Raw genomic sequence first — 26,622 nt, 5'->3', positions numbered from 1 at the left:
CTAATTACAACCCAGCTAATATGCCAGCCTTGCCGGTCGCTGCACAAGGGAAAATCGCCGAATACAACACTGTTGCCCTGCAATGCAGGGCGGGCCGCCAGCCCCCAGTGTGACGACGATATGGCAGGTAGCCGGCGAGTGGCTTGCGGTGGCGGATCAGTTGGCCAGGAAGCGGTCGATGATGCCGGCCGAGCCGAAGGCGGCGCGACGCAGGCGGTCGTTGATGCCGAGCCAGGTATCGTGTTGCGGCGGTGTTTCGACGAGGATCAGTTCCACGTCGGCGCGGTCCATCGTGCGCAGCGCGGCATACAGGCCGAAGGCATAGCCGGCGGGGTCGTTCGGCAGCAGTTCCTGCGCGCTGGCCTGTACCAGCATCGGCGAATAGCGGATGACGGCCACGCGGCGACCGCGGCCGGCCAGCGTCGTCAGCAGGCCCGGCAGGCGGGCGGTATCGGCCAGCGCCACGGGCGCCTTCGGCGCATAGTGCGATTCCAGCGTGCCCGATGCGCGGGGCGCGGCGGCATCCGGCGCAGCGGGCATGGCGCCGATGACGGCGGCGATCTCGGCGGCACCGATATGGCCGGGCCGCAGCAGCACGGGGCCATGCGTGGCCAGCCGCGACAGGTCGACGATCGTCGATTCGATGCCGACCTGGCTCGAACCGCCATCGAGTACCGTGATGTCCCCGGCGCCGAATTCCTCATCGAACTCGTCCTGCACGTGCTGCGCGGTGGTGGGGCTGACATTGCCGAACTTGTTGGCCGATGGCGCGGCCACGCCCCCCTTGCCGCCCTTGAAGGCGGCCAGCAGCGCCATCGCCACCGGGTGCGACGGGCAGCGGATGCCCACCGTATCCTGCCCGCCGGACACGGCATCGGGAATGTGCGCATGGCGTTTGACGATCATCGTCAGCGGCCCGGGCCAGAAGGCCTGCGCCAGCTTGCGCGCTTCGTCCGGCACATCCGCCGCCCAGTAATCGAGGTCGGCGCCGGGCGCCACGTGCACGATCACCGGGTGATCCTGCGGCCGGCCCTTGGCCGCGTAGATGGCGGCGACGGCGGCCGGGTTTTCCGCATCCGCGCCGAGGCCGTAGACGGTCTCGGTGGGAAAGGCCACCAGCGCGCCCGCTTCCAGCCGGGCGGCGGCGTCGAGGATCGCCTGTTCCGTCACGGCGCGATACCCAGGATGGCGCAGGCGGCAGCCAGGTGCTGCTGCGCTTCGGCCAGCGTGGGCGCGACGAACGTGACGTGGCCCATCTTGCGGCCCGGGCGCGGATCGTCCTTGCCGTACAGGTGCAGGCAGGCACCCGGCAGCGCGACAACCCGGTCCCACGGCGGTTCGCTCATGGACTCGCCATCGAACCACACGTCGCCGAGGATGTTCAGCATCACGGCCGGCGAATGCTGGCGCACATCGCCCAGCGGCAGTTTCGCCATCGCCCGCACCTGCTGCGCGAACTGGCTGGTGACGCACGCATCGATCGTGTAGTGACCGCTGTTGTGCGGCCGTGGCGCCATTTCGTTGACGACGAGGGTGCCATCCGTGAGCACGAAGAACTCGATGCACAGCACGCCCACGTAGCCCAGTTCGGCCACGATCGCGCGCGCCGCGTCCTGCGCCTTGCGAGCGCTATCGGCGGACACATTCGGCCCCGGCACGGTTGTCGTGAACAGGATGCCGTCGCGGTGCACGTTTTCGGCGATCGGGTAGACCACGGACTGCCCGTCCGCGCCGCGCGCCGTGAGCACCGAGACTTCATACGCGAGCGGCAGCATCTTCTCGAGCAGGCAGGTGACTTCACCCATGCCCTCGAAGGCCACGCGGACTTCTTCCCGCGTCTTCACGCGTACCTGGCCCTTGCCGTCGTAGCCCATGCGCACGGTTTTCAGGATGCCCGGCAGCAGGTCGTCGCCGATCGCATCGACGTCGTCGAAGGAAGCGATCACCTTGTGCGGCGCCGGCATGACGCCGGACTTCGGCGCGCACGCGACAAAAAACGCTTTTTCGGCCACGCGGTCCTGAGCAACGGAAACGCCATGGGCGTTCGGTGCCACGAACACGGCTTGCGCCAGGCGCGACAGGCTGTCGGCCGGCACGTTCTCGAACTCGGTGGTGACGGCCACGCATTGCGCGGCCAGCGCATCGAGGCCGGCGGCATCCTCGTACGGCGCATTGACCAGCCGCTGGGCAACCTGCCCGGCGGGGCAGTCATCGGACGGCTCCAGCACCGCCACCTGGTAGCCCATGCTCTGGGCCGCCTGGGCAAACATGCGGCCGAGCTGGCCGCCGCCCATCACGCCCAGCCAGGACTGCGGGTCCGCGCCGGGAAGGAAAGGACTATTCAAGGACTTCACATTACTCATTGATGGGCAGGATCATGGCTTTCGCGGCGGCCGTCTGCTGGGTGCGGAACGCTTCCAGCTGGGCGGCCAGGGCATCGTCGACCGTGGCGATGATGGCGATGGCGGTCAGGGCGGCATTGGCGGCACCCGCCTCGCCGATGGCAAACGTCGACACGGGCACGCCTTTCGGCATCTGCACGATCGACAGCAGCGAATCCTCGCCGCGCAGGTACTTCGACGGCACGGGCACGCCCAGCACCGGCACCACGGTTTTCGCGGCCACCATGCCCGGCAGGTGCGCGGCGCCACCGGCACCGGCGATGATCGCGCGCAGGCCGCGCGAGCGTGCCGTTTCGGCATACGTGAACATCTCGTCCGGCATGCGGTGCGCGGAAATCACCTGCGCTTCGAACGGAATATTGAATTGCTTGAGCATCGACACGGCATGCTGCATCACGTCCCAGTCGGACGACGAGCCCATGATGACGCCGACGAGTGGCTTAGAGTCCGGCTGTTGATTCGGGTCAGTCATGTTCAGGCCTTCAGCTTCTCGCCCGTCAGGCGTTCGATCGCTTCGAAATATTTCGCTTGCGTCTTCTCGATCACGTCGGCCGGCAGCGCGGGCGCCGGCGGGGTTTTCTTCCACTCCGTCAGCGTTTCCAGGTAATCGCGCACGAACTGCTTGTCGTACGATGGCGGCGACATGCCCGGCGCATACGAATCGGCCGGCCAGAAGCGCGACGAATCGGCCGTCAGCACTTCATCCATCAGGTGCAGCACGCCGTTGTCGTCCAGGCCGAACTCGAACTTGGTGTCGGCGATGATGATGCCGCGCGTTGCCGCGTAATCGGCAGCCGTCTTGTACAGTTCGATGGAGATGTCGCGCATTTTCGCGGCCAGTTCGGCGCCGATGCGCTCTTCCATCTCGGCAAAGCTGATGTTTTCATCGTGCTCGCCCAGGTCCGCCTTGGCGGCCGGCGTGAACAGCGGCTCGGCCAGCTTGTCCGCCTGGCGCAGGCCGGCCGGCAGTTCGATGCCGCAAACGCTGCCGGTGGCCTGGTAATCCTTCCAGCCCGATCCGATGATGTAGCCGCGCACCACGGCTTCCACCAGGATCGGCTTCAGGCGCTTGGCCACGACGGCACGGCCTTTCACCTGCTCCACTTCCTCCGGGACCACCACCGATTCCGGCGCCACGCCGGTCAGGTGGTTCGGCACGATGTGGCCGAGTTTCTCGAACCAGAAATCGCTCATCTGGTTCAATACCATGCCCTTGCCGGGGATCGGCTCGTTCATCACGACGTCGAAGGCGGACAGGCGGTCGGTGGTGACGATCAGGATCTTGTCGTCGCCGACGGCATAGTTATCGCGGACCTTGCCGTGGCCGAGCAATGGCAGGGAGGAAATGGAGGTCTGGTAAAGGCTTTTCATAGGGGCGATCTTGAATAATTGCCAAGTAACCGGCAATCAATAAGCTATAAAGCGAAACCGGCGGGGAGGAGAAATCTCCCGCCCGCCGATCGAGAGTCTTCGAAGCGAATGCTTCGAAGGACAGGATTTTACTTCACTATTTGCGCGAGTTCACCGGCCTTGTAGCGTTCCGCCATCTTTTCCAGCGGGATTGGCTTGATTTGCGAGGCGCGGCCTTCGCAGCCGAACGACAGGAAACGGGCCTTCACGACTTCTTCCGCCGCCAGGCGTGCCGGCTTCAGGTAGTCACGCGGATCGAACTTGGACGGGTTCTGGAACATGAACTTGCGGATCGCCGCCGTCATGGCCAGGCGGATGTCCGTGTCGATGTTGATCTTGCGAACACCGTGGCGGATGCCTTCCTGGATTTCCTCGACGGGCACGCCGTAAGTTTCCTTCATGTCGCCGCCGAATTCGCGGATGATCGCCAGCAGTTCCTGCGGCACCGACGACGAACCGTGCATCACCAGGTGCGTATTCGGAATGCGCGCGTGGATTTCCTTGATGCGGTCGATCGCCAGGATGTCGCCGGTGGGCTTGCGGGTGAACTTGTAGGCGCCGTGCGAGGTGCCGATGGCGATGGCCAGCGCGTCGCACTGGGTGCGCTCCACGAAGTCGGCGGCTTGCGCCACGTCCGTCAGCAGCTGTTCGCGGGTCATCGTGCCATCCGCGCCGTGGCCGTCTTCCTTGTCGCCTTTCATGGTTTCAAGGGAGCCCAGCACGCCCAGCTCCGCTTCGACGGTCACGCCGATCGAGTGGGCGAACTTGACGACTTCACGGGACACATCCACGTTGTATTCGTAGGATGCGACCGATTTGCCGTCGGCTTCCAGCGAACCGTCCATCATCACGGACGAGAAGCCGGAACGGATCGCGGCCATGCACACGGCCGGCGACTGGCCGTGATCCTGGTGCATCACCACCGGGATGTGCGGATAGGCTTCGATCGCCGCATCGATCAGGTGGCGCAGGAACGCTTCGCCGGCATATTTACGGGCGCCGGCCGAAGCCTGCATGATCACCGGGCTGTTGACGGCGTCGGCGGCAACCATGATGGCCTGCACCTGTTCCAGGTTGTTGACGTTGAATGCCGGCAGGCCATAGCCGTTTTCGGCGGCATGGTCCAGCAGCTGACGCATGGATACGAGAGACATGGTAATACTCCAAACAAATAAAAACCTGTGCGGAGAGACGGGACGACAAGCCTCGCTATATGCTCGAGCTCATATGCTGGGGCTGCGGCCTGGCATCTCTCCTGAATTCTTTTAGGAGAATTCTCCTACTTTAACGATCTTCAGTGCATTCGTGCCGCCCACCTGCCCCATCGGCTCGCCCCACGTGACGACGATCATGTCGCCCTTCTTGGCGATGCCGTGTGCGACCAGCAGGTCTTCGGCCTGCTTCAGCACATCGCGGCTGGTGCCCTGCTGCAGCAGGTAGTGGGCGCTCACGTTGCGGTAGATCGACACCTTGCGCTGCGTGAGAACGCTCGGCGTCAGGGCGAAGATCGGCGTGTCGATGTTGTGGCGGCTCATCCACAGTGCGGTGGAGCCCGACTCGGTCAGCGCCACGATGGCCTTCACGTGCAGGTGGTGCGCCGTGAACAGCGCGCCATAGGCGATCGACTGGTCGATGCGGGTGAAGCGCGCGTTCAGGAAATCGGCATCGAGCTTGTTGTACTCGGACTGCTCGGCTTCCACGCAGACGGCGGCCATCATCTCGACGGTCTCGATCGGGTAGCGGCCCGAGGCGGTTTCGGCGGACGTCATCACGGCATCGGTGCCATCCAGCACGGCGTTGGCCACGTCGGACACTTCGGCGCGGGTCGGCACGGCATTGAAGATCATCGATTCCATCATCTGCGTGGCGGTGATGGCGAACTTGTTCGATTCGCGCGCCATGCGGATCATGCGCTTCTGCAGCGCCGGCACGGCGGCATTGCCCACTTCCACGGCCAGGTCGCCGCGGGCGACCATGATGCCGTCGGAGGCATTGAGGATTTCCTGCAGCGCGGGAATCGCTTCCGCGCGTTCGATCTTGGCGATCATCTGCGGCTTGTGGCCATACGGCTCGCCGGCGATATTGGCCAGCTGGCGCGCCATGGCCATGTCGGTGGCGCTTTTCGGGAACGAGATCGCCAGGTAGTCGGCCTGGAAGCTCATCGCCGTCTTGATGTCTTCCATGTCCTTCGCCGTCAGCGCCGGCGCCGTCAGGCCGCCACCCTGGCGGTTGATGCCCTTGTTGTTGGACAGTTCGCCGCCGATCTTCACCGTGGTGTGGATTTCGTGGCCGCTGATGCGGTCCACGACCAGCACGATCAGGCCATCGTTCAGCAGCAGCACGTCGTTGCCGCGCAGGTCGTTCGGCAGCGCCTTGTAGTCCAGGCCCACGCGTTCCTGGTTGCCCAGCTCGCCGTTTTCACCCCACTTCGCATCGAGGATGAACTTGTCGCCCTTGACCAGGTCGACTTTGCCGCTTTCGAACTTGCCGACGCGGATCTTCGGACCCTGCATGTCGGCCATGATCGCCACTTCCCGCCCGCACTCCGCCGCCGCCTGCCGCACGAGGTTGGCGCGATCGATGTGGTCCTGCGCCTTGCCGTGCGAGAAATTCAGCCGCACCACGTCCACGCCTGCCCGGATCATCCGGATCAGCACGTTCAGGTCGGTGGAAGCGGGGCCAATGGTTGCGACGATTTTGGTGCCACGGGACATTGAGGGTTCCTCGAAGTTTGGGTGGTTCAAGTTTAGATCGTTCAAAGAGAAAAGCGCAGCGACTGTGCGCTGCGCTTTTTCGGTCAGGTAGCGCTACGCTCCGTTGAGCGCGACTCCAGCACTTCCACCGCCGGGAGGGTTTTGCCTTCGAGGAACTCCAGGAAGGCGCCACCGCCGGTGGAGATATAACCGATTTTATCGGTTATGGCGTATTTTGCAATCGCCGCCAAAGTATCGCCACCCCCAGCAATAGAGAATGCACTGGAGCCGGCAATGGCCAGCGCCAGCGTTTTCGTGCCTTCGCCGAACTGGTCGAATTCAAACACGCCGACCGGGCCGTTCCACACGATGGTGCCGGCCGCGGCGATCTGCTGCGCCAGCATCTGGGCCGTTTTCGGGCCGATATCGAGGATCATGTCGTCGTCGGCCACGTCCGCCACATCCTTGACGGTGGCGGCGGCGGTCGGCGAGAACTCCTTGGCGCAGACCACGTCCACGGGGATCGGCACCTGGGCGCCGCGCTGGGACATCATGTCGATGATGGCCTTGGCTTCTTCCACCAGGTCGGGTTCGGCCAGCGACTTGCCGATCTTCAGGCCAGCGGCCAGCATGAACGTGTTGGCGATACCGCCGCCCACGACCAGGTTGTCCACCTTGTCTGCCAGCGATTTCAGGATCGACAGCTTGGACGACACCTTCGAGCCGGCGACGATCGCCAGCAGCGGACGGGCCGGCGCACCCAGCGCCTTGCCCAGCGCGTCGAGCTCGGCGGCCAGCAACGGACCGGCGGCGGCCACCGGGGCGAACTTGGCGATGCCGTGCGTGGAGGCTTCGGCGCGGTGGGCGGTGCCGAACGCGTCGTTGACGTACACATCGCACAGTTTGGCCATCTTCTGCGCCAGTTCGTCGGCGTTCTTCTTTTCGCCCTTGTTGACGCGCACGTTTTCCAGCAGCACGACCTGGCCATCCTGCAGGTTGTCCAGGCCGGCACCGTCGACCCACCCCTGTTTCAGTTCGACCGGCTGGCCCAGCAGTTCGGCCAGGCGCGCGGCGACGGGCGCCAGGCTGTCTTCCTGCTTGAACTCGCCTTCGGTCGGGCGACCGAGGTGGGACGTGACCATGACCTTCGCGCCCGCCTTGACGGCGGCCTGGATCGCCGGGACGGAAGCGCGGATGCGCGTATCTTCGGTGATATTGCCGGCATCATCCTGCGGCACGTTGAGGTCGGCGCGGATGAACACCCGCTTGCCTTGCAGCGCGTTTTGCGCGATCAGATCCTGGAGACGAATGAAGGACATGGGTTTGAAAGGGACAAGTGGTAGAAAGATCACTATTTTACCGCATGCCCGCGGCGCTCCGGCCTTTTACCCTTATTGGTATAAATGCAACAACCGTAAAGCGGTGAAGATCAGCATGCCGAAGATGATCGTCTCCAGCATGCGGCGGCGCCAGGCGAACCAGGCAACCGATGCAATGCCCGCGATCAGCCGGGCATTGCCCAGGTCGAGATGGACGGTGCCCGCGCCATCGAGCAGCAGGTCGGGGGCGATGATCGCCGCCAGCGCGCACGAAGGCGCATAACGCAGCATTTCCTGCACGCGCGGCGGAATCGTGACCTTGTGGCCCACCAGCCAGAAGCTGCTGCGCGTGAGCGCGGTGGCGATCGCCAGCGCAATGATGACGATCCAGATTTCCAGGTCAGACATGGGTCGCCTTACTGTCTTGTTCCCGTCTCGCGCGCCACTTGTCGCCGGTTTCCTCGACGATCATCGCCGTGACCATCCCGACCACTACGGCAGCCAGCAAGCCCAGCTTGTAAGGCAGATCGGCCGCCAGCACGGACACGACGGCGGCCACCAGCACGCCGCACAGCGCCGGCTTGCTGGCCACCATCGGCACCAGGATGCAGACGATGGCCAGCGTGCCGGCAAAGCCCAGCCCCCAGTCGGTGGGCACGGCATTGCCAAGGAAAATGCCGATGATCGAGCCGATCTGCCATGCTGCGCAATTGGGGTACAGCAGGCCCTTCAGGAACGAGACCTTGCCGGGCGCCGGCGCCGGATCGGGATAGCGCTGCAGGTACAGCGCCACGGAAATATCCCCCGACACGAAGCCGAGGCCCAGGCGCTTGTGCCACGGCAGCGAGGCGAAATGGGGGGCGAGCAGCACCGAGAAGATGACAAAGCGCAGGTTGATGACGAGCGCGGTGACGAAGATCACCCAGACCGGCGCGTTGGCGGCAATGAGCGGCAGCGCGGCCAACTGGGCGGAGCCGGCAAACACCAGCAGGGTCATGCCCAGCGCCTGCGGCACCGTCAGCCCCGACTTGATCATCGCCACGCCCACCACCACGCCCCAGGCGCCGATGCCGAACAGCGTGGGCAGGCCGGTGCGGAAACCGTCGCGCCAGGCTGCGGGATCGTGGGTGGCAAGGTCTTGGTTGCTCATGTGGTGTGGTTGCCACACATCGCAAACTTGCTGGCGGCCGGGCGTTGGTGGAGTCGGTGGATGAGCGCGACATTGTACTGGCGATTCTTCCACGATGCCCGAATCCGTTAAAATCGTGCTTTTTGAACCCGGAGCACCAGAAGATGACCCAAGCCACCACGCCAGTCGAACTCGAAGGGAAGGACCTGCCGGCCTACTGCCCGAACCCGGCCATGCCGCTGTGGTCCTCGCACCCGCGCGTGTTCCTGGATTTCGCCAAGAACCAGGAAGCGAAATGCCCGTACTGCGGTACCACCTACCGCCTGAAGCCGGGCACCGTGGTCGGCCACCATTGATCCAGAAAGGGAATCGGCCCGATACTGCAGTACAGTGCATTGAATGTTCGAACCGATGATGTTCGAACCGATGATGTTCGGGCCGATGATGTACGGGCCGATTCCCACTATGTGTTCCACCCTGGCGGAGGCGTCATGAAGAAGAAGCAGCATAACGGCAGCCCCGCCGAAGTCGAAGCGGCCTTTTACGACGCATTGAACCGTGCCGACGTGGACGCATTGATGGCGCTGTGGGCGGACGACGAGGAAATCGTCTGCGTCCACCCGAACGGCACCCGGCTGATCGGCCACCGCGCGATCCGCGGCTCCTGGGAAGTGTTGCTGGAACATGGCGGCCTGCACATCATGCCCTCGCAACTGCATGAAATGCACAACCTGATGAGCTCCGTGCACACCGTGGTCGAAGGCACCACCGCCGCCTCCGGCGAGCCGCAGCACCTGGTGGCCACCAACGTCTACCTGAAAACACCGAAGGGCTGGCGCATCGCCGTCCACCACGTGTCGATTGCTCCAGGCCCCGTGCCGGCCGACTCCCCCAGCCAGGTATTGCACTAAAAATAGGGACAGACCCTGTTTTCCAGGAATTTTTCCAAAGAATAAACTGGGGACGTACCCCTGTTTAGAGGAAATTTCCTTCAAACAGGGGTACGTCCCCAGTTTTGAAGAAATGACATACTCCGCGCCCCTCTGGCTCCCCAACGGCCATTTCCAGACGATCTATCCGGCCACGTGCCTTCCCAAGCCGGCGGTGCCCTTTCGCCGCGAGCGCTGGAATACGCCCGATGGCGATTTCATCGACGTCGATTTCGTCGATGGCGAACCGGGCAAGCCGTTCGTCGTGCTGTTCCATGGCCTGGAGGGTTCGTCGGACAGCCATTACTGCCGCGCGCTCGGCAAGGGGCTGGCGGACCGCGGCTGGTCCGGCGCCATCCCGCACTTTCGCGGCTGCTCGGGCGAAGCGAACCTGGCCCCCCGCTTCTACCATTCCGGCGACGCGGCCGAAGTGGACTGGGTGCTGCGCCGCCTGCATCCGCGCGCGACCGGCAAGTTCTACGCCTGTGGCGTGTCGCTGGGCGGCAATGCCTTGCTGCGCTGGCTGGGCGAATCGCAGCACGCGGCCGAATTCGTGGAGGCCGCCGTGGCCGTGTCCGCGCCGCTCGACCTGGCCCGCGGCGGCGAAGCGCTGGGGCGCGGCTTCAACCGCCTGTACCAGCGCATGTTCCTGCAGACGCTGAAACCGAAATGCGCCGCCAAGCTGGCGCAGTTCCCCGGCCTGTTCGACCAGGCGGCGATGCACGCTGCGAACGACCTCTACACGTTCGACAACGTGGTGACCGCCCCGCTGCACGGCTACCGCGACACGGACGATTACTGGAACCGCGCCAGCGCAAAGCACGTATTGGGCGACATCACCGTGCCCACCCTCGTGCTGAACGCCTTGAACGATCCTTTCCTGCCCGGCGTCCACTTGCCGCGCCATGCGTCGCCCCACGTGGTGCTGGATTACCCGGACGAAGGCGGGCATGTGGGCTTTGCCACGGGCCGCCTGCCAGGCACGCTGATGTGGCTGCCGCGCCGGATGCTGGCCTTCCTCGAAGGCGCCCATCACATCGGCGCGCCGCAAACGACGCCGTTATGCGAAGCTTGATCCATGGATGACATCGTCAAACAGGCCATGGCCAAGTGGCCGAACGTGCCTTACTGCTACGGCTGGCTCGCCCTCGATGCGCGTGGCAACTGGCGCATGCGCGACGACAACGCGCAGCGCCTCGGCCTGCCGGGCGACAAGCTGACCAATGCCGCGCTGGTCGGATTCATCGCGCGCAATTACGGGCGCGACGAGCGCGGCTGCTGGTATTTCCAGAACGGCCCGCAGCGCGTGTACGTGACGCTGGAAGCCACGCCGTTCATCGCCCGCACGGATCCCGCGCACGGCTTCGTGCTGCACACGGGCGCGCCGCTGGCGCACATCGACGCCGCGTTCATCACCGAGACTGGCGAACTGATCCTGCAAGCCGGCGATATCGTCGCCCAGCTGGACGACCGCGACGTGGCCCAGGTTCTGGGTGCAGTCGAAATGAATGGAGAATCGGCCAGCGACGAAGCGCTGCTGGCCTGGCTCGAAGGTGGCGGCGCTCCGGCCGCCCCCATGCTGAAGTTCAGCGGCAGTGTGCTGCCGTTGCAGCGGACAGGTCGCGGCGACGCAGAGGATCGCTTCGGCTTCCGGAAGGTTCCCACGCCGGCCGGGTAACGTCGGCACAGTCCTTGTCCGCTTGGTGCAGGCGACCGAAAGGATCGTCCTTGGCGGCGCTTGTTCCATTACCTGTGCCGGCGCTGACGCTGAACGACGCGCCGCTGTAGTCCTTGTCCTTGGCCTTCTCGCCCATCGCCTCGCGCCGCTTGGCCTGCCATTCTCGTTCACGCGCATCGATCACGGCATGCTCGTAGAACGATGCGTCGGACGATTTGCGCGCCAGCTGCAACTGGTCGAGCGCCGCCATCGTGCCGCCCAGCAGCGCATACGATTCGGCCAGCGCGATGTGCTGCAGCGAAATCTTGCCCATCTTCGAATACGCCTGCGCCAGCAGATCCTGCAATTCCGCTTCGCTGCGGTATTGCTGGATCTGGTCGCGCAGGAAGCGCTCGGCCTGCTCCGGCTTGCCGCCCTTGATCAGCGCATCGGCATATTGCCAGGCGATGCCGCGCGACAGCGGGAATTTCGCATGCGCTTCCTGCCCTTCGGCGATGGCCTGGGCCAGCACCTCGGGGTTCTTTTCCTGGTCGACCTTGATCTCCAGCGACGTGTACGCGAGGATGCTTTCCGAGACGCCCTTCGGCAGCGGCGAGCTGAACGCGCCGGCCGCGGGCGGGCGTTCGACCGTGGCACGAGCCTTGTCGAGCCAGCTTTGCGCGCCCTTGTAGTCGCTGCGCTTCAAGGCCAGGAAGGCCATGCCGTACTGGCCGGCCGCGATGTCGTGGCGGCTTTGCTGCGCCATCTGGTTGCGGAAGAACTCCTCCGACTGCGCATAGCCCTTCGTGGACGGGTCCTGCAGCACGCGGGCACGCGAGCGCACGAGGAAGAAGTCCAGCGCATCGACCCGCTGCCGGTAAGGCGCTTCGCGGATGCGAGCCTGGATGTCGGCGATGCGCTCCGTGGTCAGCGGGTGGCTCATCAGCCAGGGCATCGACGTGTCATACATCTTGGTGGCATTCTGCATGCGCTGGAAGAAGGCCACCATCCCCGTGGTTTCGTAGCCGGCCGCGCCCATGATCTGGAAGCCCACGCGGTCCGCCTCGCGCTCTGCGTCGCGGCCGAAATTGAGCTGGCGCTGGATCGCCACGCCCTGCCCGCCCATCATCACGCCCATCGCCGCATCGGGGCTGTCCTTGGCGACGAGGGCCGCCAGGATCATCGCCGCCAGCGGGATCAGCGCATCGGTCTTTTGCTCGCCCAGTTGCCGGGCGATGTGGCGCTGCGCCACGTGCCCGATCTCGTGCGACAGCACGGATGCCAGCTCGGATTCCGACTGCGCGGCCAGCAGCAGCGCCGAATGCACGCCGATAAAACCGCCCGGCAACGCGAACGCGTTCAGCATCGGGTCGCGGACGGCAAAGAACGCGTAATCGTAGTTCGCCTCGCCGCGCGCTCCGGGGCGCGCCGCGACCAGCGTGTTGCCCAGGTTGTTCAGGTAATCGCTGATGGGCGGATCGTCGAGATAATCGCGGTTGAAGCGGATATCGCGCATGATCTCCTCGCCCAGCTTGCGCTCGATGACGGGCGACAGCGCCTCGCGCGACGTGTCGCCCAGGCTGGGCAGGCTCGGCACGTTCGTCGGCGATTGCGCATGGGCCTGCTGCACGGGGAGCGAAACGGCAAGGGAAATGGCGAAGGACAGCAGCGCGCGGCGGGGAAATCGGATGGCGTTCACGGTGCTATGATACCTTTTCATTCAGTAACTTAGTTTTTTCCACATGTCCGAACTCACCCATTTCGATACCACCGGCCAGGCCCACATGGTCGACGTCGGCGCCAAGGCCGAAACCCACCGCATCGCCGTTGCCACCGGCACTATCCGGATGAAACCGGAAACGCTGGCCATCATTCTATCGGGAACTGCCAAGAAGGGTGACGTACTCGGCATCGCCCGCATCGCCGCCATCATGGGCGCCAAGCGCACGAGCGACCTGGTGCCGCTGTGCCACCCGCTGGCACTGACCCGCGTGACCGTGGATTTCGAGACGGACGAAGAGGCTTCCTCCGTTCATTGCCGGGCGCAGGTGGAGACTTATGGCAAGACAGGAGTCGAGATGGAGGCGCTGACGGCCGTGCAGGTGGGGCTGCTGACCATTTACGACATGTGCAAGGCCGTGGACCGGGGAATGGTGATGAGCGAGATCCGCGTGCGCGAGAAGCATGGCGGCAAGTCGGGGGACTGGTCGGCGACGGTTTGATAACTAGTTGATTCGTATAAGTAAATCCTCTTATCCTCGCAGTCATCATCCAACTCCGCCTTGTTGGCTTCTAACGCCAGCATCCATCCGGCGAAGCGAAGAAAATTGATTCTTGTCCCACGCTTGTCCCAATAGGAAGGCGTATGGCATCAATCCGACAACGATCAGGTACATGGCAAGCCCGTGTACGACGCAAAGGCTACCCAGACGAGGTAGCCTCCTTCAAAACGAAAACTGAAGCCCAGACATGGGCTCGATCCATTGAATCCGCTATGGAACATGGATCGCATCAGAGCATCCAAGCTGCAAAAGATGTTTTGCTTTCCGACATACTTCAGCGGTACAGGAACGAGGTGACGCCCTCTAAGCGTGGAGCACAACGCGAAGCCGAAGGCATCCAGTTCATGCTTCGTCAGAAGATCGCCAGCTACAGCATGTTGAATCTTACGCCTGGCGTCGTAGCCGCATATCGAGATGAACGGCTGAGAACAGTCGGTGCAGGAACCATTATCCGCGAGCTAAGCATCCTGTCAGGCATCATCAGTCATGCCCGGAAGGAGTGGGGCCTACCGACTGCAAATCCGTGTGCCCTTGTACGCAAGCCACAAACGCCACCGGGGCGTACCAGACTGCTCACCTCAGAAGAAGAGGCTCGACTGCTAGCTGAACTCCGGCCCATCCGCCGTAGAAGCTCGTGGATGGTTCCTTTGGTCACGTTGGCATTGGAGTCCGCAATGCGTAGGGGTGAGTTACTGTCGCTTCGGTGGGAGCACATCAACCTCACGGCCCAGACAGCGTACCTTCCCCTTACAAAGAACGGCACAGCGCGTACGGTTCCGCTCTCAAGAAAAGCAGTCGCAATATTGAAGGAACTGCCGAGCTACAGCGAAAGTGGCGTCGTTTTCCCTACCTCTCATATGACTATGCACAACTGTTTTGTTGCAGCATGCAAGAGGGCTGGGATAGCAAATCTTCGGTTCCATGACCTCCGACATACAGCCACGAGTCGGCTAGCAGAGAAACTTCCAAACGTAATCGAGCTTGCTGCGGTCACAGGCCACCAAACAATCCAGATGTTGAAAAGATACTATCACCCGAAGGCAGAGGCGATGGCACAGAAGCTTGGCTAGCGAGGGGCTACCCTTCTTCGGGTAGATGGGAAGATGCATGGGTGCCCTCTTGGCTTCCTTAGCAGCATGCTTTACTGGATTGTCGGCTCTGTTTCGACACTGAAATAAACCGACTTTGCTTAGCTATGTGCGCGAATCAGCCTGGAATTCCCCCGGTTCTTCATGTGGTAGACATCGCCGGAACGCTGTCCCGTATAAATCTGTAACGAACCCTTCAGCTTTATATGCACACCCCAAACGAGAAGTCAAGAATTATTTGACTCGTCAGTAAGGCCGTGTCATCATTTCATTGTGAACGCAAATCCGGGCGGCAGAACAGCTAACGCGGATGACCGGCCACTTATATATCTATCAACTATCAACGGACCTTGCCATGCATAGGAAATTCAGCGCCTTCGTAGGCCCTTCTCGAAAGGATACACATGACCCAAATCGCCGCCCTCACAGCAAACAATAGCAGCGCCAGCTCTTTTACATCCTATAGTTTTATGGCGGCACTTCAGCCCGCCCCGCACCACCCTTCTTACGTCAAGGAATACACAGCTCCTACACTAGACGAGCACGCTCCAAGTGACAGCAAGCGGAAGGGAAGGCCTGCTAAGATTCAACTTAACCGAATTAAACCGTATCTGTCGTGCTTCAGCGCTCCAGGTTACGCCCTGCACAGCCTCCCGCAATTGGATGCTATCGTGACCGGTGCTGTGAATCTTGATCACGGCGGCAATACCAGACCGTTTAGCAAGAAGCTCGTACTTTCAATGCTCCGGAGCCTTGATACCATCTCCACCGCAAATGTGGAAGCATACATGGAGTCCACCCTCCAGGAATGCAGTAATCGACACGCCAAGAGGATTGCGCTCTGTCTCCGAGTTATCGAAAACGCCGCCACGAAACTGTCTAACACTGTTTGGCCCGCTCTTGATTCATTACAAGAGCTAGAGGGTAGTAGTCTAGCAATTGGCATTACTCCGTGCGGCAATCCATTATGCTCGGTATGCTCGAACTGGCAACTCGGCAAGTACGCAAGTGTGTTCGATCAGTCTCCCGCCTTGACAGATGATTGCCCAGCCATTCCTTTAGCAAATGGCCCCCTAGCGATGCACTTTGGCGACGATGTGCTAGCCTTCTAGTTTCGATTAAAGGACACCTATAAGAAGCCTTGCGACAGCGAGGCTAGGCGTACTGAACGGGGATCGATTAAAGGACACCTATAAATAGCCGTGCGGAAGCGAGGCTAGCGTACAGGAGTAGTCAGGCGGGGATAGTGATTACCTCATCACCAAGCCGTGCGTTAGCGAGGCGAACTTACAGGAAGTAGCGATATAACATGGCTGAGCCATGCTTTATCACATGACTTCGCCATAATATAGACATAAGTACATCTTGCTCCTCTCCCCTTAAAGGAGAGAACCTAGCAGGTATATACCAAATAATATACTGTAGCGCTATAACATGGCTGGCGCCATAGTCTGTACACGAAGCCGAGAGTACCGAAAGAGTCGGGAGACGATGGAATCGTCAGGCGGAGCCCTGCCAAAGTACATTGAATTCTCTGGTTCAGTGAACAGCTCCGTGATATCACATGGCTAGCGCCATATCGGTACAACATAACTCCGCCATATAGGCTTCTGGCGGCTGTGAAGGTCAATCTCGTCCAGCCGAGCTGTCCCGACCGTGCACCTACCTGGCTTCGATCCAAGCACGGGCAGCAGCAATGGGGTCATCGAAGTTGGGAATGGCTGCTACGGGCTTCGCCAGCAGCTTCTCTTCGGCGGCTACCCAGGCATCGAACACCTTGGCCTGGAGTTCGTAGCTGTACGACATAGCCATCAGGCAGGCTTCCCGCTTAGGGAAGTTGTAGCATGGTTTGTCCCGGTTATATGCATCTTTATACATGCCCTGAAATTTTAGGGCATCTCCTACGCCCAGTACGGACGATACCTTTGCCATAAAGTTATCGTGGCGAAGCTCGGCCTTGCCGGGTTCACGGGTAGCGTTGATGTACGCCACCATTTCCAGCGAAGACATGGTAGGTGATGCATATCTGATCTTATTACTGCTGTACCGGGAGGAAGCGCTACAACTTTCTTGCCGTTGGTGCAGATGGTGACGATCCTAGTACATAATGCTGGATCAACTACGGAGTATCAGATGAGCAAGTTTAGCTTCACTGTCGGTCAGAAGTACAAGCGAGAACAGGTTAGCCAAATAGCTGGTGACGGCGGTGATATCGGCGGCAACTGGGCAACAGGGTATCCATCGAAAGACGGAGTAACGTTCATTTTTGCTAATGTTGGCAATCCCGGCCAAACGGGACACGATTACGATAATTTCTTCGATGGTCCTGACCTGGTTTGGCGTGGTAGGAATGGTAGCACTCGCCACCACGCGTCTATCGTACGTATGACCAGACCTGGTGCAGTAGTTCATGTCTTTTGGCGTGCTGGTGGTCGTGACCTGTTCACTTACGCCGGGCTAGGTGCAGCAGTAGAGACCACCGATGAGATTCCAGTTCGAGTCCGATGGAAGCTTAACGCTCACAATTCGATTGAAACCGGGCTAGAAGCAATTCGTCGCCTGCCAGTAGAGGAACTCAGCAAGGTACGCCCAGAACACGTTTGGGAGGCCGTAGAGGCATTGCTAGGCGGGTTCAAAAACCACCCGTTCTACCCATCTACTGATTACGATGTAGTGACGGAAGACGGCAAGCGATTGCCACCTAAGGCCGTGTTCGGAATAGCAGCTACAAATGCGCTCGGCTTTAGTGTCGGCCCTTACCATTTCACTGCTGGAGTCTCGTCACCATGCTTCCGCATTATTGAGAATGCCGGGTACAAAATAGTGTCGAAGGACGAGCCGGCACTGTCAATTTCATTGGCTGACCTGGATGAGCAATTCTGGTCAGAAGGCCGTACAAAGCTTGTTACACATAGGAAGCGGGAGCGCTCGCCCGCTGCTACGAAAGCGAAGAAGAGCCAGTTCAAGCAGAAGCACGGAAAGCTGTTCTGTGAGAAATGTGGGCTATGTCCGGTTGAGCATTATGGTACAGAGCATGCCGAGTCAGTAATTGAGGTTCATCACCGAACAGTACAAGTTCAAGCAATGACGCCAGAGCATCGAACCACTCTTGACATGCTGCAATGCTTATGTGCAAACTGCCATCGCTTAGAGCACAGGCTGCTGACGCAGCTAACGGACCTTGGTACGGATCTGTCGCCCCCCGCCAAAGATGACAACTTGAGTTACTAAAGACTGGTGTCGGGAAACGCAGTAAGTGAAACTGTGTTAAGTCAGTGAAAACGTTTGTGTACTTTTTATGACGCTATGTGAAGAAACCTTAAAGTTGCTATTTTCCGTCACGACCAGACGTGCCTACACTAAAGTCCATATTATATATCACAGTAGCCAGAGGCGAATTACATGCGAATATCAGAAATTAATTGGGGTGACGATAGTGCTGAGCGTGACCCATGCCTTCTAGATTATTTCATAACTTCCGACGCATTTAATCGCCTGAACAGCAAGTCAAAAAGCATTGTTGTCGGAAGAAAAGGTTCTGGCAAAAGTGCGCTTCGAAAAAAACTTGAGCAAGCATTCGCTCAGGATAATAATAATTATGTTATAAATCTTTCGCCATCTTTTAATTCTATTCGGAATATTCTTAACGATAAAGATATAACTGAGGGCGGGTTCGGGCAAGAAATTTTCTTTCAACACACATGGCTTCGTCAGGTTTATTTGGACTGCTTGTGCCAAGTTGGGAACGACGCAAAAGGCCAGTATGTAACCGAAAGCCTTGAATTTGCGCGAAAAGTGGCGGTAGAACTTAATAGGACATCAAAAGATTTCGTCGAGAATGTAGCAGATATCCTATCGAAATTAAAGGTTAAGGCTGGCTCCCTCGGCGAGTATGGGCTTACCCTGGAGAAGGAATTGCGAAACGTCGCACAGGTAGACTCGCTACAACACCACGTTGCATCTATTGCCAACAGCGGAGCCAAATTCGTCATATTGGTTGATGATCTTGATCTCGGATGGGACAACTCTCCAGTTGCTAATAACCTTTTACTTGGTCTGCTGAGTGCTACCAGCGCGCTCACCGCACTATCGAGAAACATTTATGTTTGCGTATTTTTGCGAGAGGATGTGTACTCAATACTAATTACTAAAACACAGCACTCAGATAAGTATCGAAATATCGAGGCACTGCGTTGGACGCATGATAATCTTCTAAAGATTCTTAATAAACGAATAAATTTTAACCGGAAAAATTTTCTGCTTGATAATATTCCTGACCCGTTTCCGACAGTTTTCCCTAATACCATTGGCACGAGCAATACAGATAACTGGATGATCGAGCGCACTTTAGGTCGGCCGCGTGAATTAATTCAGTTGGCAAGGTACTACAGTGAGTCGGTAGAAGATAAATCGCCTGACGCAGAGAAATTAAAAGCTTGTGAGCAAGCTTATTCATCATGGAAACTAGATGACCTTTGCACGGAGTACTCCAATCAATATCCGGGCCTAATCTCTATTTTCTCTTTCTGGAAAACAAAGTTCTTTCGGCAAAAGTACCATCTTAAAAGAACTGAGATCGAAGAAATGCTTCTGCGAATTGCTGCTGAGGTTGAGTTGAATGCAGAATGGTTTAATAAGATCGTAGACGAACTCGATATAACCCTGTTTTTACGGGTGCTTTACGAAATTGGTTTTATTGGCGATTTTGTCCAAGGTGGGCAAGGCGGTAGCAAGACGTGTTATGCTTATTCAGATCGACATGAACCATTATTCGAAGAAGTTCAAATTCATCCTTGTTTTCGTAAAGCTGTAAACACGGTCGAGAGAATTAGAACGGACCGAACAGCCGCATCCGTATCGCCTTGACTCAATGGACTGGATACATGATGTCAATTGCCTCCAGGCGATAAAATTCCAGTTCTTGCAAGATTGAATTCATTTCTGCAATCTCTGCGTCAAGCTTTACCGGAAGGATGTCTTCACCGTCTTGCTCTCTAATACCCTCGCTTGGCTTTAGTCGTGTGGGAGTCCGCTCCAAAGCCGCTTCACCGTCGATTGTAGTCAAGAGCTTGTAGAACGAATGCACCAAATCGTTGCGGCGCGTTGCAAGCTTTTGAATTCTTGCCATCAATTTGTGAAAATCCGGATGCGGCGCCTTGCTCGACAGACCATGAATTTGGGCATGGCGTGTATAGATAACATCAAGCGCCCGTGCTTTCGCATTGAAATCCAACTCCGTCGTTAGCGTTGCCACGTACTCTGGGTCACCGTCCACAATTTTGACAGTTAGTTCGACCATGGCAGCCTCTACAGCCTGGAACGTCAGTACAAAGCGCCCGAGCAGGGCATGAATAGCATCGTGGTTCATGATCATTCCCAACAAGAAATCTCAAATTAAAAACTTAGAAGTTGAAGCCTCGCTTATAGCCGGGAAGCGGATTCTGTAGCCACATTTCCAGCATGCCGCACAGTATGCGGCATAAGATGCCTAACCGTCTGTATTCGTATCGATAGTGCGATACGTTGTCGTGCGTTCCTTGCTCGAAGAGGTAGCGTGTAAGAACAAATCCACCACGATTCCGCTCAAGAAACGCCTTCAATGCACCATCAGACGGATTGGTCTTTGGCACGATCATTTTCTTAGGCGCCTTCCCTAGTTGGAAGTACAGAGCTACCTCCCACGGCAGATTCGGGTCAGCATCTGCACACACGTTCGCATAGTTTTGCTCAATTGGCTCACGTATATCAGGAGGCAGTGTATCGAACAACGTCACAAGGTCATGTGTAAGAGGAACTGGCAGCTCCGCACCCACAAACAACGCCTTGAAATACAACTCCACGGCCAAGACGCGATTCGTAGCTGACGCAGCGGCATCGCCTAAATCCGGCTTGATGCTCTCAGCCATTGCCATTGTATCCGCCAGCTCGCTCGTAAGAACGTTAGAAAGTGCGTAGTAGGCGTTCGCCGCTTCCAATAGCTGCCACGGACTGTACTTTGACCCGTCGACTGTTTTCGTCTGCTTTGCCATTGTTCTCTCCTATTGAGTGAGTTTAAGGATACGTCGGTGCACGCCTAGTCAAGAAAATGAGGAGCGATCTATTTTAACTATGCCTCAGATAGACCGCCAGCGATCAGGTAGCTCAAGGGCAGCCAAGTCAAATGCACCACTTAAAATAGACCATAATTAATAGACTGCGTATAATAGACCATCGACACAACAGACTGAAAGGAACAACAAATGTTTGTACGCGCTTACCTTCGGGCTTCCACGAAAGAACAAGACGCCACCCGTGCCAAGTCCCAACTCGAAGCGTTTGCTGCTGAGAAGAGCTTGAAGATTGCTGCGTTCTACATCGAGAACGAATCTGGTGCTTCACTGAAGCGGCCTAAGCTATTTGAACTCATCGAGGACGCTACCCAAGGCGATATTCTGCTAATTGAACAGGTAGATCGCCTGTCACGGTTGGATGAAGCTGACTGGAAGGCTCTGAAGCTTGCACTGGATACGAAGCACATCAAGGTAGTAGCCTTGGACCTGCCGACAAGTTGGATAATGACCACCGTGACAACTGACGAAACCATGAACCGCATGTTTCGCTCGTTCAATGACATGATGCTTGACATGCTTGCCGCCGTGGCACGCAAAGATTACGTGACACGTCGAGAACGTGCGGCACAAGGGGTAGAGAAGGCCAAGGCAGCAGGTAAGTACAAGGGCCGCAAGGAAGATACCGAGCGCAACGCGCTGATACAACGCCACTTGAAAGCTGGTCAGTCTAGCTGGAAGGAAATCATGGAACTTGTAGGGTGCAGCCGTGGCACAGTGGCTAAGCAGGCAGAACTGCTGAAGGCTCAGCAAGCCGCTTAAACCGGCCTATGTGATTCAATGCAATAAATTTACGCATCAGCGTAGCACTGGATATGCAACCAGTGGTAGAATAGGCATATCCACCTGGAATCACAAGATGCCAAGTGGAACAGCCCCCGGCATTAGCGTGCTGGGAACTTTGTAGCATACCCGTTTGAAGCATGCTGTCAGAAGCCCGCTATTATGGCTCTTCGGAAACCAATTCCGCAAGGTCTGTTACATATCGGAAGCGGCAAACGGGTTACTTGTCCAAGAAAGGACACATCATGGCAACCAGCAAGACCCCAACCCGCGTGGCCCACCGTAGCGCTGTTGACGGCCAGTTCATCACTAAGAAGCAAGCGGACCGCAATCCCCGCGAATCGGTGAAAGAGCGTATTCCTGTCCCAAAACCACCGAAGCGGTAAGTAGCATGAGCCATCTTCGGGTGGCTCTTTTTGACACAGTGTAGTAGCTCGGACCAAGCTAGAATTTTATCTGACCATCTTCATCAAGCTCGAAGTCATCATCGCCGCTCTTCGGGGAGAAGCCGCCAGCGCCAGTTGCTCTCTGGGCACCTGATGGGGCTCTAGATTCGCCGTAAGATTGACCGACAGTAAGCGAAAGCTGAAGCTCAAATTTATCGGTGCCGCTGAACAGCGACATATCAAGCCCTAGTTCTCTCCAACCGGAAATGGCCGCTTTTACGTCCGTGCCTGTGATTGAAGCGACAGCGGATGCAATAGCAGCTTCTAGTTCCTGCGGACTAATTGACTTGAACGAACGGGTTGCCATAGCTTCTCCAGTAACGATGCCCTAGCATATGTCATCGCCCGACAGGCTGTCTAGTTGCTCCTAACGCTGTCCACCAGCAACGGTCCCACGCGACGCGGCGCTCTCCGTCTCTCCCGCCAACCAACGCCCCATCGATATTTTCGCAGCAAGATAACCCACGTTGCCACGGCTAGGAAACCCTATTCAACTACGCAATCGTTATTGCGAATCCCTACAGAGCCTCCAAATGGCCTTTGGAGGCTCTATAGCAGATTCTTGCTAACTCCCCATTAACTCATCAATAAAACGCTTGCAGGGGTATTTCACCAACTCCCAGGGCTATTCGCGATAGCCAGGAAACCCTATTCGATAACGCAACCGTTATTGCGGCTATTCCGTCGATAAATTTCTGATAGGCAAAGACAATGGCATCAACTAGACACGAGGCCGGATTTTTTTTGTAGGTTTTCGGGGCAGAGACCAATCCGACATTGCCGTCGACCAAGTTCCGATGAACGGGTGCAAACGTACGCCAGTTTCTAGTCGAAATCGCTAAGCTGTCGAATTTGTTAGCAACGAGGCAACACCATGAATTCTCGAACTGACGAACTCACGGCCCAATATATCCAGGTTGGGATGGTCTACAAGCAGATGCTCGGAGTTAAAGAGGCTGAGGCGTACCTCCGCTCTGCCGGAATAGCTCCACATCTCATATATCGCGTGCTACACACGGACGAGTACCGGCATTTCCCGCTCGACCGTACCGTCAGTCGCGGACAAGGAAAGGGAAGCCGGTAGCGAATTTGTCTTGGGTACCGTGATCGGCGGTTATGGACTCTCCGACTCGGGCAAGCACATCCTGTATGGGCTTCCCATACTCAGCGATGAAACAATGTGTGAATGGGGCCGTATGCGCTCGGTCTAGCTCGACAACTAGAGCAAAGAACGCGTGCTCCATCGCTGCTGCCTTCAGCCGTTCGATATCGTCCAGGTCCCCTCCTGTCATCATCATCATAGGACGGGGATTCGGGACAGATTTGCGATACCTCAAGTGGCGTTTAGGTTATATTTTGAAAGGATCAAGAGCCCCGGTTAGTTACCGTCGGACGGCGACCCGAGGAAGGCAAGTGCGAGAATCATTTATGTAATTTGAACCTTCTTGCTATTTCGCAGCCGATCCCGGCTCAGGCTGGTCTACACTCTACCGTTTGACGGTAGCTTCACCCTTCATAAAATGAGGTATTAGAAGCGAATGCCAGCAGGGTCTCCGGCTTTGGGCTCTCTTCTCATCCCAGCTTGGGATGCATGTGCCTTTAGAGCAGAGGGCACTAAAGATATAAATCAAGTGGTTAAGTTACTGATGGTCTTATCCCTCACATAGAGGATTCTTCCGCAATTGGCAAAAGCGGTTCGTATTTTTGCGGGAGAAGTGCATACTCACCCCATTTAGGTCTATTTATACACAGTCCTATCCCGCTAGCCGTGACAGCGCCCCAAATGAGAACATAGCGATGACGTACCTCATCGTCAATACCTTTTTCTCGTTGCTCAGCAATCGTTGCTTTCAAACAGAAATCTTTTACTTTCGGATTGCACTTGAAGTAAGTCATCCTCAAATGAACAACATCATTCGCCCCCATTCTATCGGAATGCAAAATCTTAGCGAAATACAATCTGGGATTCGGGTCCTCTTCAGTTATAGTTGCAAGGTCTAGCAATTCTTCTGTCAAGGGTAGTGCAACAGCTCGACCCGGCAATAGATAGTACTTATTTAGATTTAAGTCAAACCTTCGACATATACTTGATACGGCCGATATTTTTGTTGGGAGCCTAAAACTTTCTCCCTTGTGCCGTGATATTGGATAAGAGCCAACGGGCCCATCAGCATCCTGGTAATAACCCACACCACCGGCACCAACTTGTTGTGCATCTACATCTGGCGCTGCCGTTTGAAAAGAATGTACTACAGCAAGCTCACCATTTTCTACTGCCTGTCGCGCAAGCTCTTCCGAGTCGTATTTTAACGCAATTGCCTTGGGAGCCCGAAGTGGACAAGGCACATGCAAGAAGGATTCGTAATGATTATATCGAGCATTGCGTCTGTTCGAGAAAAAGGGCTTATCAGATGGAGAGCGGAAAAGTGGAGTATAGCAAGTTGGACAGAATATACCATCTTTCATTTCCTGCAAGTAATCTCCAGGTGCAATGGCCTCTGCTGTTTCTTCTAAAGTAGCAATATCCTTTTTCTTGAAGTCCCAGTCCTTCAAGTACAAAGCGTGTGAAATCCGGTTTTTACGTGCCACGATCTTCCTCGTACAACATGTTCCGATCCCTAATGTAAGGGCCCATAAATATTCTACTGCTTGTTGAGCAGCAAAGACACTACGAGATGAACGGGTATAAAAGCCGGTAACGTCATCAGCACAACCACGTAGCCAAGTGCTACACTTATACCAGGGACTCTGTCCCATTTTTGTCCCATTTGTGGGCCAAGAATCGTTTCTAAGCATGGCCGCTTCCTCGGTGCACTGCCGGGCGCAGGTCGAGACTTACGGGAAAACGGGGGTCGAGATGGAGGCGCTGACGGCCGTACAGGTGGGGCTGCTGACCATTTACGACATGTGCAAGGCCGTGGACCGGGGAATGGTGATGAGCGAGATCCGCGTGCGCGAGAAGCACGGCGGCAAGTCGGGGGACTGGTCGGCGACGGTTTGAGCTGATTCCCCGGCCCATCAGGCTGGCGGCACCCGGGCCATGCCGAAACTTTTCCCGGTCGTTTCGATACTGCCGACGTGTCTCTCCATTGTTGCGTTATCGGCTGCCGCGCAACTGTTCATGAAGCCGAAGACAGGTATCCCGGCCACGTCGTTGACGCATTTGGCATAGTGATTTGCCGAGTTGCAGCCCAGGAGGAGAATTCTCCGGGTGTTCGGCGCCCATCCCACGGTCTTCCAGAACAGCGCGCCGCCATCCCACAGCGTCGTCCCCGTGGTGTCGGTATGCCACGGTTGCATCTCCTTGAACGAGCTGAATTCGTCGGAAAGAATGGGACCGTCGAGTGCACCGTTGTGTGCGATGCAGATGAAAGTTTTGGCTTCCGCCAGGTACTCGTAGAAGTCGGTGCTGGTGCGCCCTTTGGGCGGGCTGGTGATGGGCAGGAATCCAACGAATGCACTCGGTGGAGAGGTCGGGCTTGGCACCACGACCGTCTTGAATACCATCGCATCGCCGGCATAAATGCTGCCCCGCAGATGAATGCCGACCCGCTGGAGGTTTTTTGCATCCGGTCCCGTCCCTGCCGCAATCAATAGCGCACGCATGGCAACCCTTTCAAGGATGGCTGGGTTCGGTGAGCCCCGCCATGGCTGCCAGCGGGCACCTTTCGCTTGTACTGCCGGGTTTGGTATCGATCGCCGCAATATGCAAGACAAAGACAGATTAACCTGTTTTTTGACAGGCTGGTCGTACTTTCTTCGGGCATCGACAAGGCGTGCAAGCGCTGACTGCCAAGCGAATGACGAGGTTGTCAGACATAAAAAAACCGGGCTGTTGCCCGGTTTTGGTTTGCTGCTGGTTTGATTAGTTCGCCGGCGGGGTCACGCTGTTCTTCGTGATGGCTGCGGCTGCCGCGGTGTTCGTCACCGTGGTAGTGATCGCCCAGGTCATGGCCGAACCGTTTGCCGCCAGTGCCGGCGTGAACGTGATCAATCGACCATCGACGTTGGTGCCCAGGCCGGTAGCAGCCAGGGTCAGCGCGACGGCGCCGTTGGTCACGGTAGCGGAAGCAACTTCCTTGGTGGCGGTGAAGGCGTTGGCTGCCGGGATGCCGCCGCTGCCGTTATCGCAATCATCGAGGGAACCGCCGGCTTCCTGGGCGCACACGGCAACGGCGGTCTTCAGCGAGTCGGCTGCGGACACGGCGTTGGCCATCTTGGCCTTCACGGTGTAGTCGCTGTAGGCAGGAATCGCCACGGCAGCCAGGATACCGATAATGGCCACGACGATCATCAGTTCGATCAGGGTGAAACCGGCTTGGGCTTTCTGGTTCATGGATTTCATGGTGTTGCTCCTTCAGGTAAAAAACGAAACGG

General features: G+C 57.9%; 27 protein-coding genes and 1 pseudogene. 11 read left to right on the top strand and 17 right to left on the bottom strand.

Going from position 1 to position 26,622, the window contains the following annotated elements; translation table 11 throughout:
* Window positions 1-156: 156 nt before the first annotated feature.
* The 9 genes from EWM63_RS15930 to EWM63_RS15890 form a co-directional block, all read right to left on the bottom strand.
* Window positions 157-1,170, bottom strand: coding sequence for an L-threonylcarbamoyladenylate synthase (locus EWM63_RS15930; RefSeq protein ID WP_130187415.1), 1,014 nt, complete (start codon window positions 1,168-1,170; stop codon window positions 157-159).
* Window positions 1,167-2,363, bottom strand: a complete 1,197-nt coding sequence (locus EWM63_RS15925; protein WP_130187414.1) for a 5-(carboxyamino)imidazole ribonucleotide synthase — start codon at window positions 2,361-2,363, stop codon at window positions 1,167-1,169. The genes EWM63_RS15930 and EWM63_RS15925 overlap by 4 nt, the downstream gene beginning before the upstream one ends.
* Window positions 2,356-2,874: a 5-(carboxyamino)imidazole ribonucleotide mutase gene (gene purE, locus EWM63_RS15920; RefSeq protein WP_130187413.1), complete on the bottom strand. Its 519-nt coding sequence runs from the start codon at window positions 2,872-2,874 to the stop codon at window positions 2,356-2,358. The genes EWM63_RS15925 and purE overlap by 8 nt, the downstream gene beginning before the upstream one ends.
* 2 nt (window positions 2,875-2,876) lie before the next feature.
* A complete protein-coding gene (locus EWM63_RS15915) occupies window positions 2,877-3,773 on the bottom strand; it encodes a phosphoribosylaminoimidazolesuccinocarboxamide synthase (protein ID WP_130187412.1) in 897 nt (298 codons plus the stop codon).
* Between the two features lie 128 nt (window positions 3,774-3,901).
* Window positions 3,902-4,966 (bottom strand): class II fructose-bisphosphate aldolase, encoded by a 1,065-nt coding sequence (fba, locus tag EWM63_RS15910; RefSeq protein WP_130187411.1) that lies wholly within the window; start codon window positions 4,964-4,966, stop codon window positions 3,902-3,904.
* A 111-nt stretch (window positions 4,967-5,077) separates the two neighbouring features.
* A complete protein-coding gene (gene pyk, locus EWM63_RS15905; protein WP_130187410.1) occupies window positions 5,078-6,526 on the bottom strand; it encodes a pyruvate kinase in 1,449 nt (482 codons plus the stop codon).
* An 83-nt stretch (window positions 6,527-6,609) separates the two neighbouring features.
* Window positions 6,610-7,824 carry a phosphoglycerate kinase gene (locus tag EWM63_RS15900; protein ID WP_130187409.1) on the bottom strand — a complete coding sequence of 405 codons (1,215 nt, stop codon included), beginning with the start codon at window positions 7,822-7,824 and terminating at the stop codon, window positions 6,610-6,612.
* 72 nt (window positions 7,825-7,896) lie between these two features.
* Complete coding sequence (locus EWM63_RS15895; RefSeq protein ID WP_130187408.1) at window positions 7,897-8,232, bottom strand: AzlD domain-containing protein; 336 nt, start codon at window positions 8,230-8,232, stop codon at window positions 7,897-7,899.
* On the bottom strand, window positions 8,225-8,974 hold the full coding sequence (locus EWM63_RS15890; protein ID WP_130187407.1) for an AzlC family ABC transporter permease: 750 nt from the start codon (window positions 8,972-8,974) through the stop codon (window positions 8,225-8,227). The genes EWM63_RS15895 and EWM63_RS15890 overlap by 8 nt, the downstream gene beginning before the upstream one ends.
* Before the next feature lie 143 nt (window positions 8,975-9,117).
* Between EWM63_RS15890 and EWM63_RS15885 the strand changes: the two genes are divergently transcribed.
* From EWM63_RS15885 to EWM63_RS15870, 4 genes are all read left to right on the top strand, one after another.
* Entirely contained in the window at window positions 9,118-9,309 is a 192-nt protein-coding gene (locus EWM63_RS15885; protein WP_130187406.1) for a zinc-finger domain-containing protein, read from the top strand.
* A 135-nt stretch (window positions 9,310-9,444) separates the two neighbouring features.
* Window positions 9,445-9,864, top strand: a complete 420-nt coding sequence (locus EWM63_RS15880) for a YybH family protein (RefSeq protein ID WP_130187405.1) — start codon at window positions 9,445-9,447, stop codon at window positions 9,862-9,864.
* Window positions 9,865-9,976: 112 nt separating this feature from the next.
* Complete coding sequence (locus tag EWM63_RS15875; protein WP_130187404.1) at window positions 9,977-10,957, top strand: YheT family hydrolase; 981 nt, start codon at window positions 9,977-9,979, stop codon at window positions 10,955-10,957.
* Between the two features lie 3 nt (window positions 10,958-10,960).
* Complete coding sequence (locus EWM63_RS15870; protein WP_130187403.1) at window positions 10,961-11,560, top strand: DUF2946 family protein; 600 nt, start codon at window positions 10,961-10,963, stop codon at window positions 11,558-11,560.
* On the opposite strand, the gene EWM63_RS15865 is transcribed toward EWM63_RS15870, so the two are convergent.
* Entirely contained in the window at window positions 11,469-13,259 is a 1,791-nt protein-coding gene (locus EWM63_RS15865) for a beta-barrel assembly-enhancing protease (RefSeq protein ID WP_130187402.1), read from the bottom strand. The genes EWM63_RS15870 and EWM63_RS15865 overlap by 92 nt on opposite strands.
* Window positions 13,260-13,281: 22 nt before the next feature.
* Here EWM63_RS15865 and moaC point away from each other — a divergent pair, with 22 nt between their 5' ends.
* The 3 genes from moaC (at window position 13,282) to EWM63_RS15850 (ending at window position 16,021) form a co-directional block, all read left to right on the top strand.
* Window positions 13,282-13,761, top strand: coding sequence for a cyclic pyranopterin monophosphate synthase MoaC (moaC, locus tag EWM63_RS15860; RefSeq protein WP_130187401.1), 480 nt, complete (start codon window positions 13,282-13,284; stop codon window positions 13,759-13,761).
* Between the two features lie 143 nt (window positions 13,762-13,904).
* Window positions 13,905-14,891, top strand: a complete 987-nt coding sequence (locus EWM63_RS15855; protein WP_130187400.1) for a tyrosine-type recombinase/integrase — start codon at window positions 13,905-13,907, stop codon at window positions 14,889-14,891.
* A gap of 422 nt (window positions 14,892-15,313) precedes the next feature.
* Entirely contained in the window at window positions 15,314-16,021 is a 708-nt protein-coding gene (locus EWM63_RS15850; protein WP_130187399.1) for a hypothetical protein, read from the top strand.
* Between the two features lie 550 nt (window positions 16,022-16,571).
* On the opposite strand, the gene EWM63_RS15845 is transcribed toward EWM63_RS15850, so the two are convergent.
* Window positions 16,572-16,919: a hypothetical protein gene (locus tag EWM63_RS15845; RefSeq protein WP_130187398.1), complete on the bottom strand. Its 348-nt coding sequence runs from the start codon at window positions 16,917-16,919 to the stop codon at window positions 16,572-16,574.
* Window positions 16,920-17,042: 123 nt separating this feature from the next.
* On the opposite strand from EWM63_RS15845, the gene EWM63_RS15840 reads away from it, so the two are divergent.
* Both EWM63_RS15840 and EWM63_RS15835 read left to right on the top strand, forming a co-directional pair.
* Window positions 17,043-18,140 (top strand): HNH endonuclease, encoded by a 1,098-nt coding sequence (locus EWM63_RS15840; protein WP_130187397.1) that lies wholly within the window; start codon window positions 17,043-17,045, stop codon window positions 18,138-18,140.
* A 171-nt stretch (window positions 18,141-18,311) separates the two neighbouring features.
* Window positions 18,312-19,775 carry a P-loop ATPase, Sll1717 family gene (locus tag EWM63_RS15835; RefSeq protein WP_130187396.1) on the top strand — a complete coding sequence of 488 codons (1,464 nt, stop codon included), beginning with the start codon at window positions 18,312-18,314 and terminating at the stop codon, window positions 19,773-19,775.
* A 1-nt stretch (window position 19,776) separates the two neighbouring features.
* Here the strand turns inward: EWM63_RS15835 and EWM63_RS15830 are convergent, their stop codons facing one another.
* Both EWM63_RS15830 and EWM63_RS15825 read right to left on the bottom strand, forming a co-directional pair.
* Window positions 19,777-20,277 (bottom strand): hypothetical protein, encoded by a 501-nt coding sequence (locus tag EWM63_RS15830; RefSeq protein WP_130187395.1) that lies wholly within the window; start codon window positions 20,275-20,277, stop codon window positions 19,777-19,779.
* 34 nt (window positions 20,278-20,311) lie between these two features.
* Window positions 20,312-20,938, bottom strand: coding sequence for a HEPN domain-containing protein (locus EWM63_RS15825; RefSeq protein ID WP_130187394.1), 627 nt, complete (start codon window positions 20,936-20,938; stop codon window positions 20,312-20,314).
* A 210-nt stretch (window positions 20,939-21,148) separates the two neighbouring features.
* Between EWM63_RS15825 and EWM63_RS15820 the strand changes: the two genes are divergently transcribed.
* On the top strand, window positions 21,149-21,778 hold the full coding sequence (locus tag EWM63_RS15820; RefSeq protein WP_130187393.1) for a recombinase family protein: 630 nt from the start codon (window positions 21,149-21,151) through the stop codon (window positions 21,776-21,778).
* A 465-nt stretch (window positions 21,779-22,243) separates the two neighbouring features.
* Here the strand turns inward: EWM63_RS15820 and EWM63_RS15810 are convergent, their stop codons facing one another.
* A complete protein-coding gene (locus tag EWM63_RS15810) occupies window positions 22,244-22,552 on the bottom strand; it encodes a hypothetical protein (protein WP_130187391.1) in 309 nt (102 codons plus the stop codon).
* Window positions 22,553-23,904: 1,352 nt separating this feature from the next.
* Window positions 23,905-24,834 (bottom strand): hypothetical protein, encoded by a 930-nt coding sequence (locus EWM63_RS15805; protein WP_130187390.1) that lies wholly within the window; start codon window positions 24,832-24,834, stop codon window positions 23,905-23,907.
* Between the two features lie 208 nt (window positions 24,835-25,042).
* On the opposite strand from EWM63_RS15805, the pseudogene EWM63_RS15800 reads away from it, so the two are divergent.
* Window positions 25,043-25,246, top strand: a pseudogene (locus EWM63_RS15800) (cyclic pyranopterin monophosphate synthase MoaC); the annotation flags it as partial.
* Between the two features lie 17 nt (window positions 25,247-25,263).
* On the opposite strand, the gene EWM63_RS15795 reads toward EWM63_RS15800, so the two are convergent.
* Window positions 25,264-25,851, bottom strand: coding sequence for a hypothetical protein (locus tag EWM63_RS15795; RefSeq protein WP_130187389.1), 588 nt, complete (start codon window positions 25,849-25,851; stop codon window positions 25,264-25,266).
* A gap of 259 nt (window positions 25,852-26,110) precedes the next feature.
* Entirely contained in the window at window positions 26,111-26,590 is a 480-nt protein-coding gene (locus EWM63_RS15790; RefSeq protein ID WP_130187388.1) for a pilin, read from the bottom strand.
* Window positions 26,591-26,622 lie beyond the last annotated feature (32 nt).

The organism is Pseudoduganella lutea (assembly GCF_004209755.1).
GTDB classification, from domain to species: domain Bacteria; phylum Pseudomonadota; class Gammaproteobacteria; order Burkholderiales; family Burkholderiaceae_D; genus Rugamonas; species Rugamonas lutea.
Note: the sequence above shows the minus strand (reverse complement) of the source record. Positions and strands in the feature narration are given on the sequence as shown.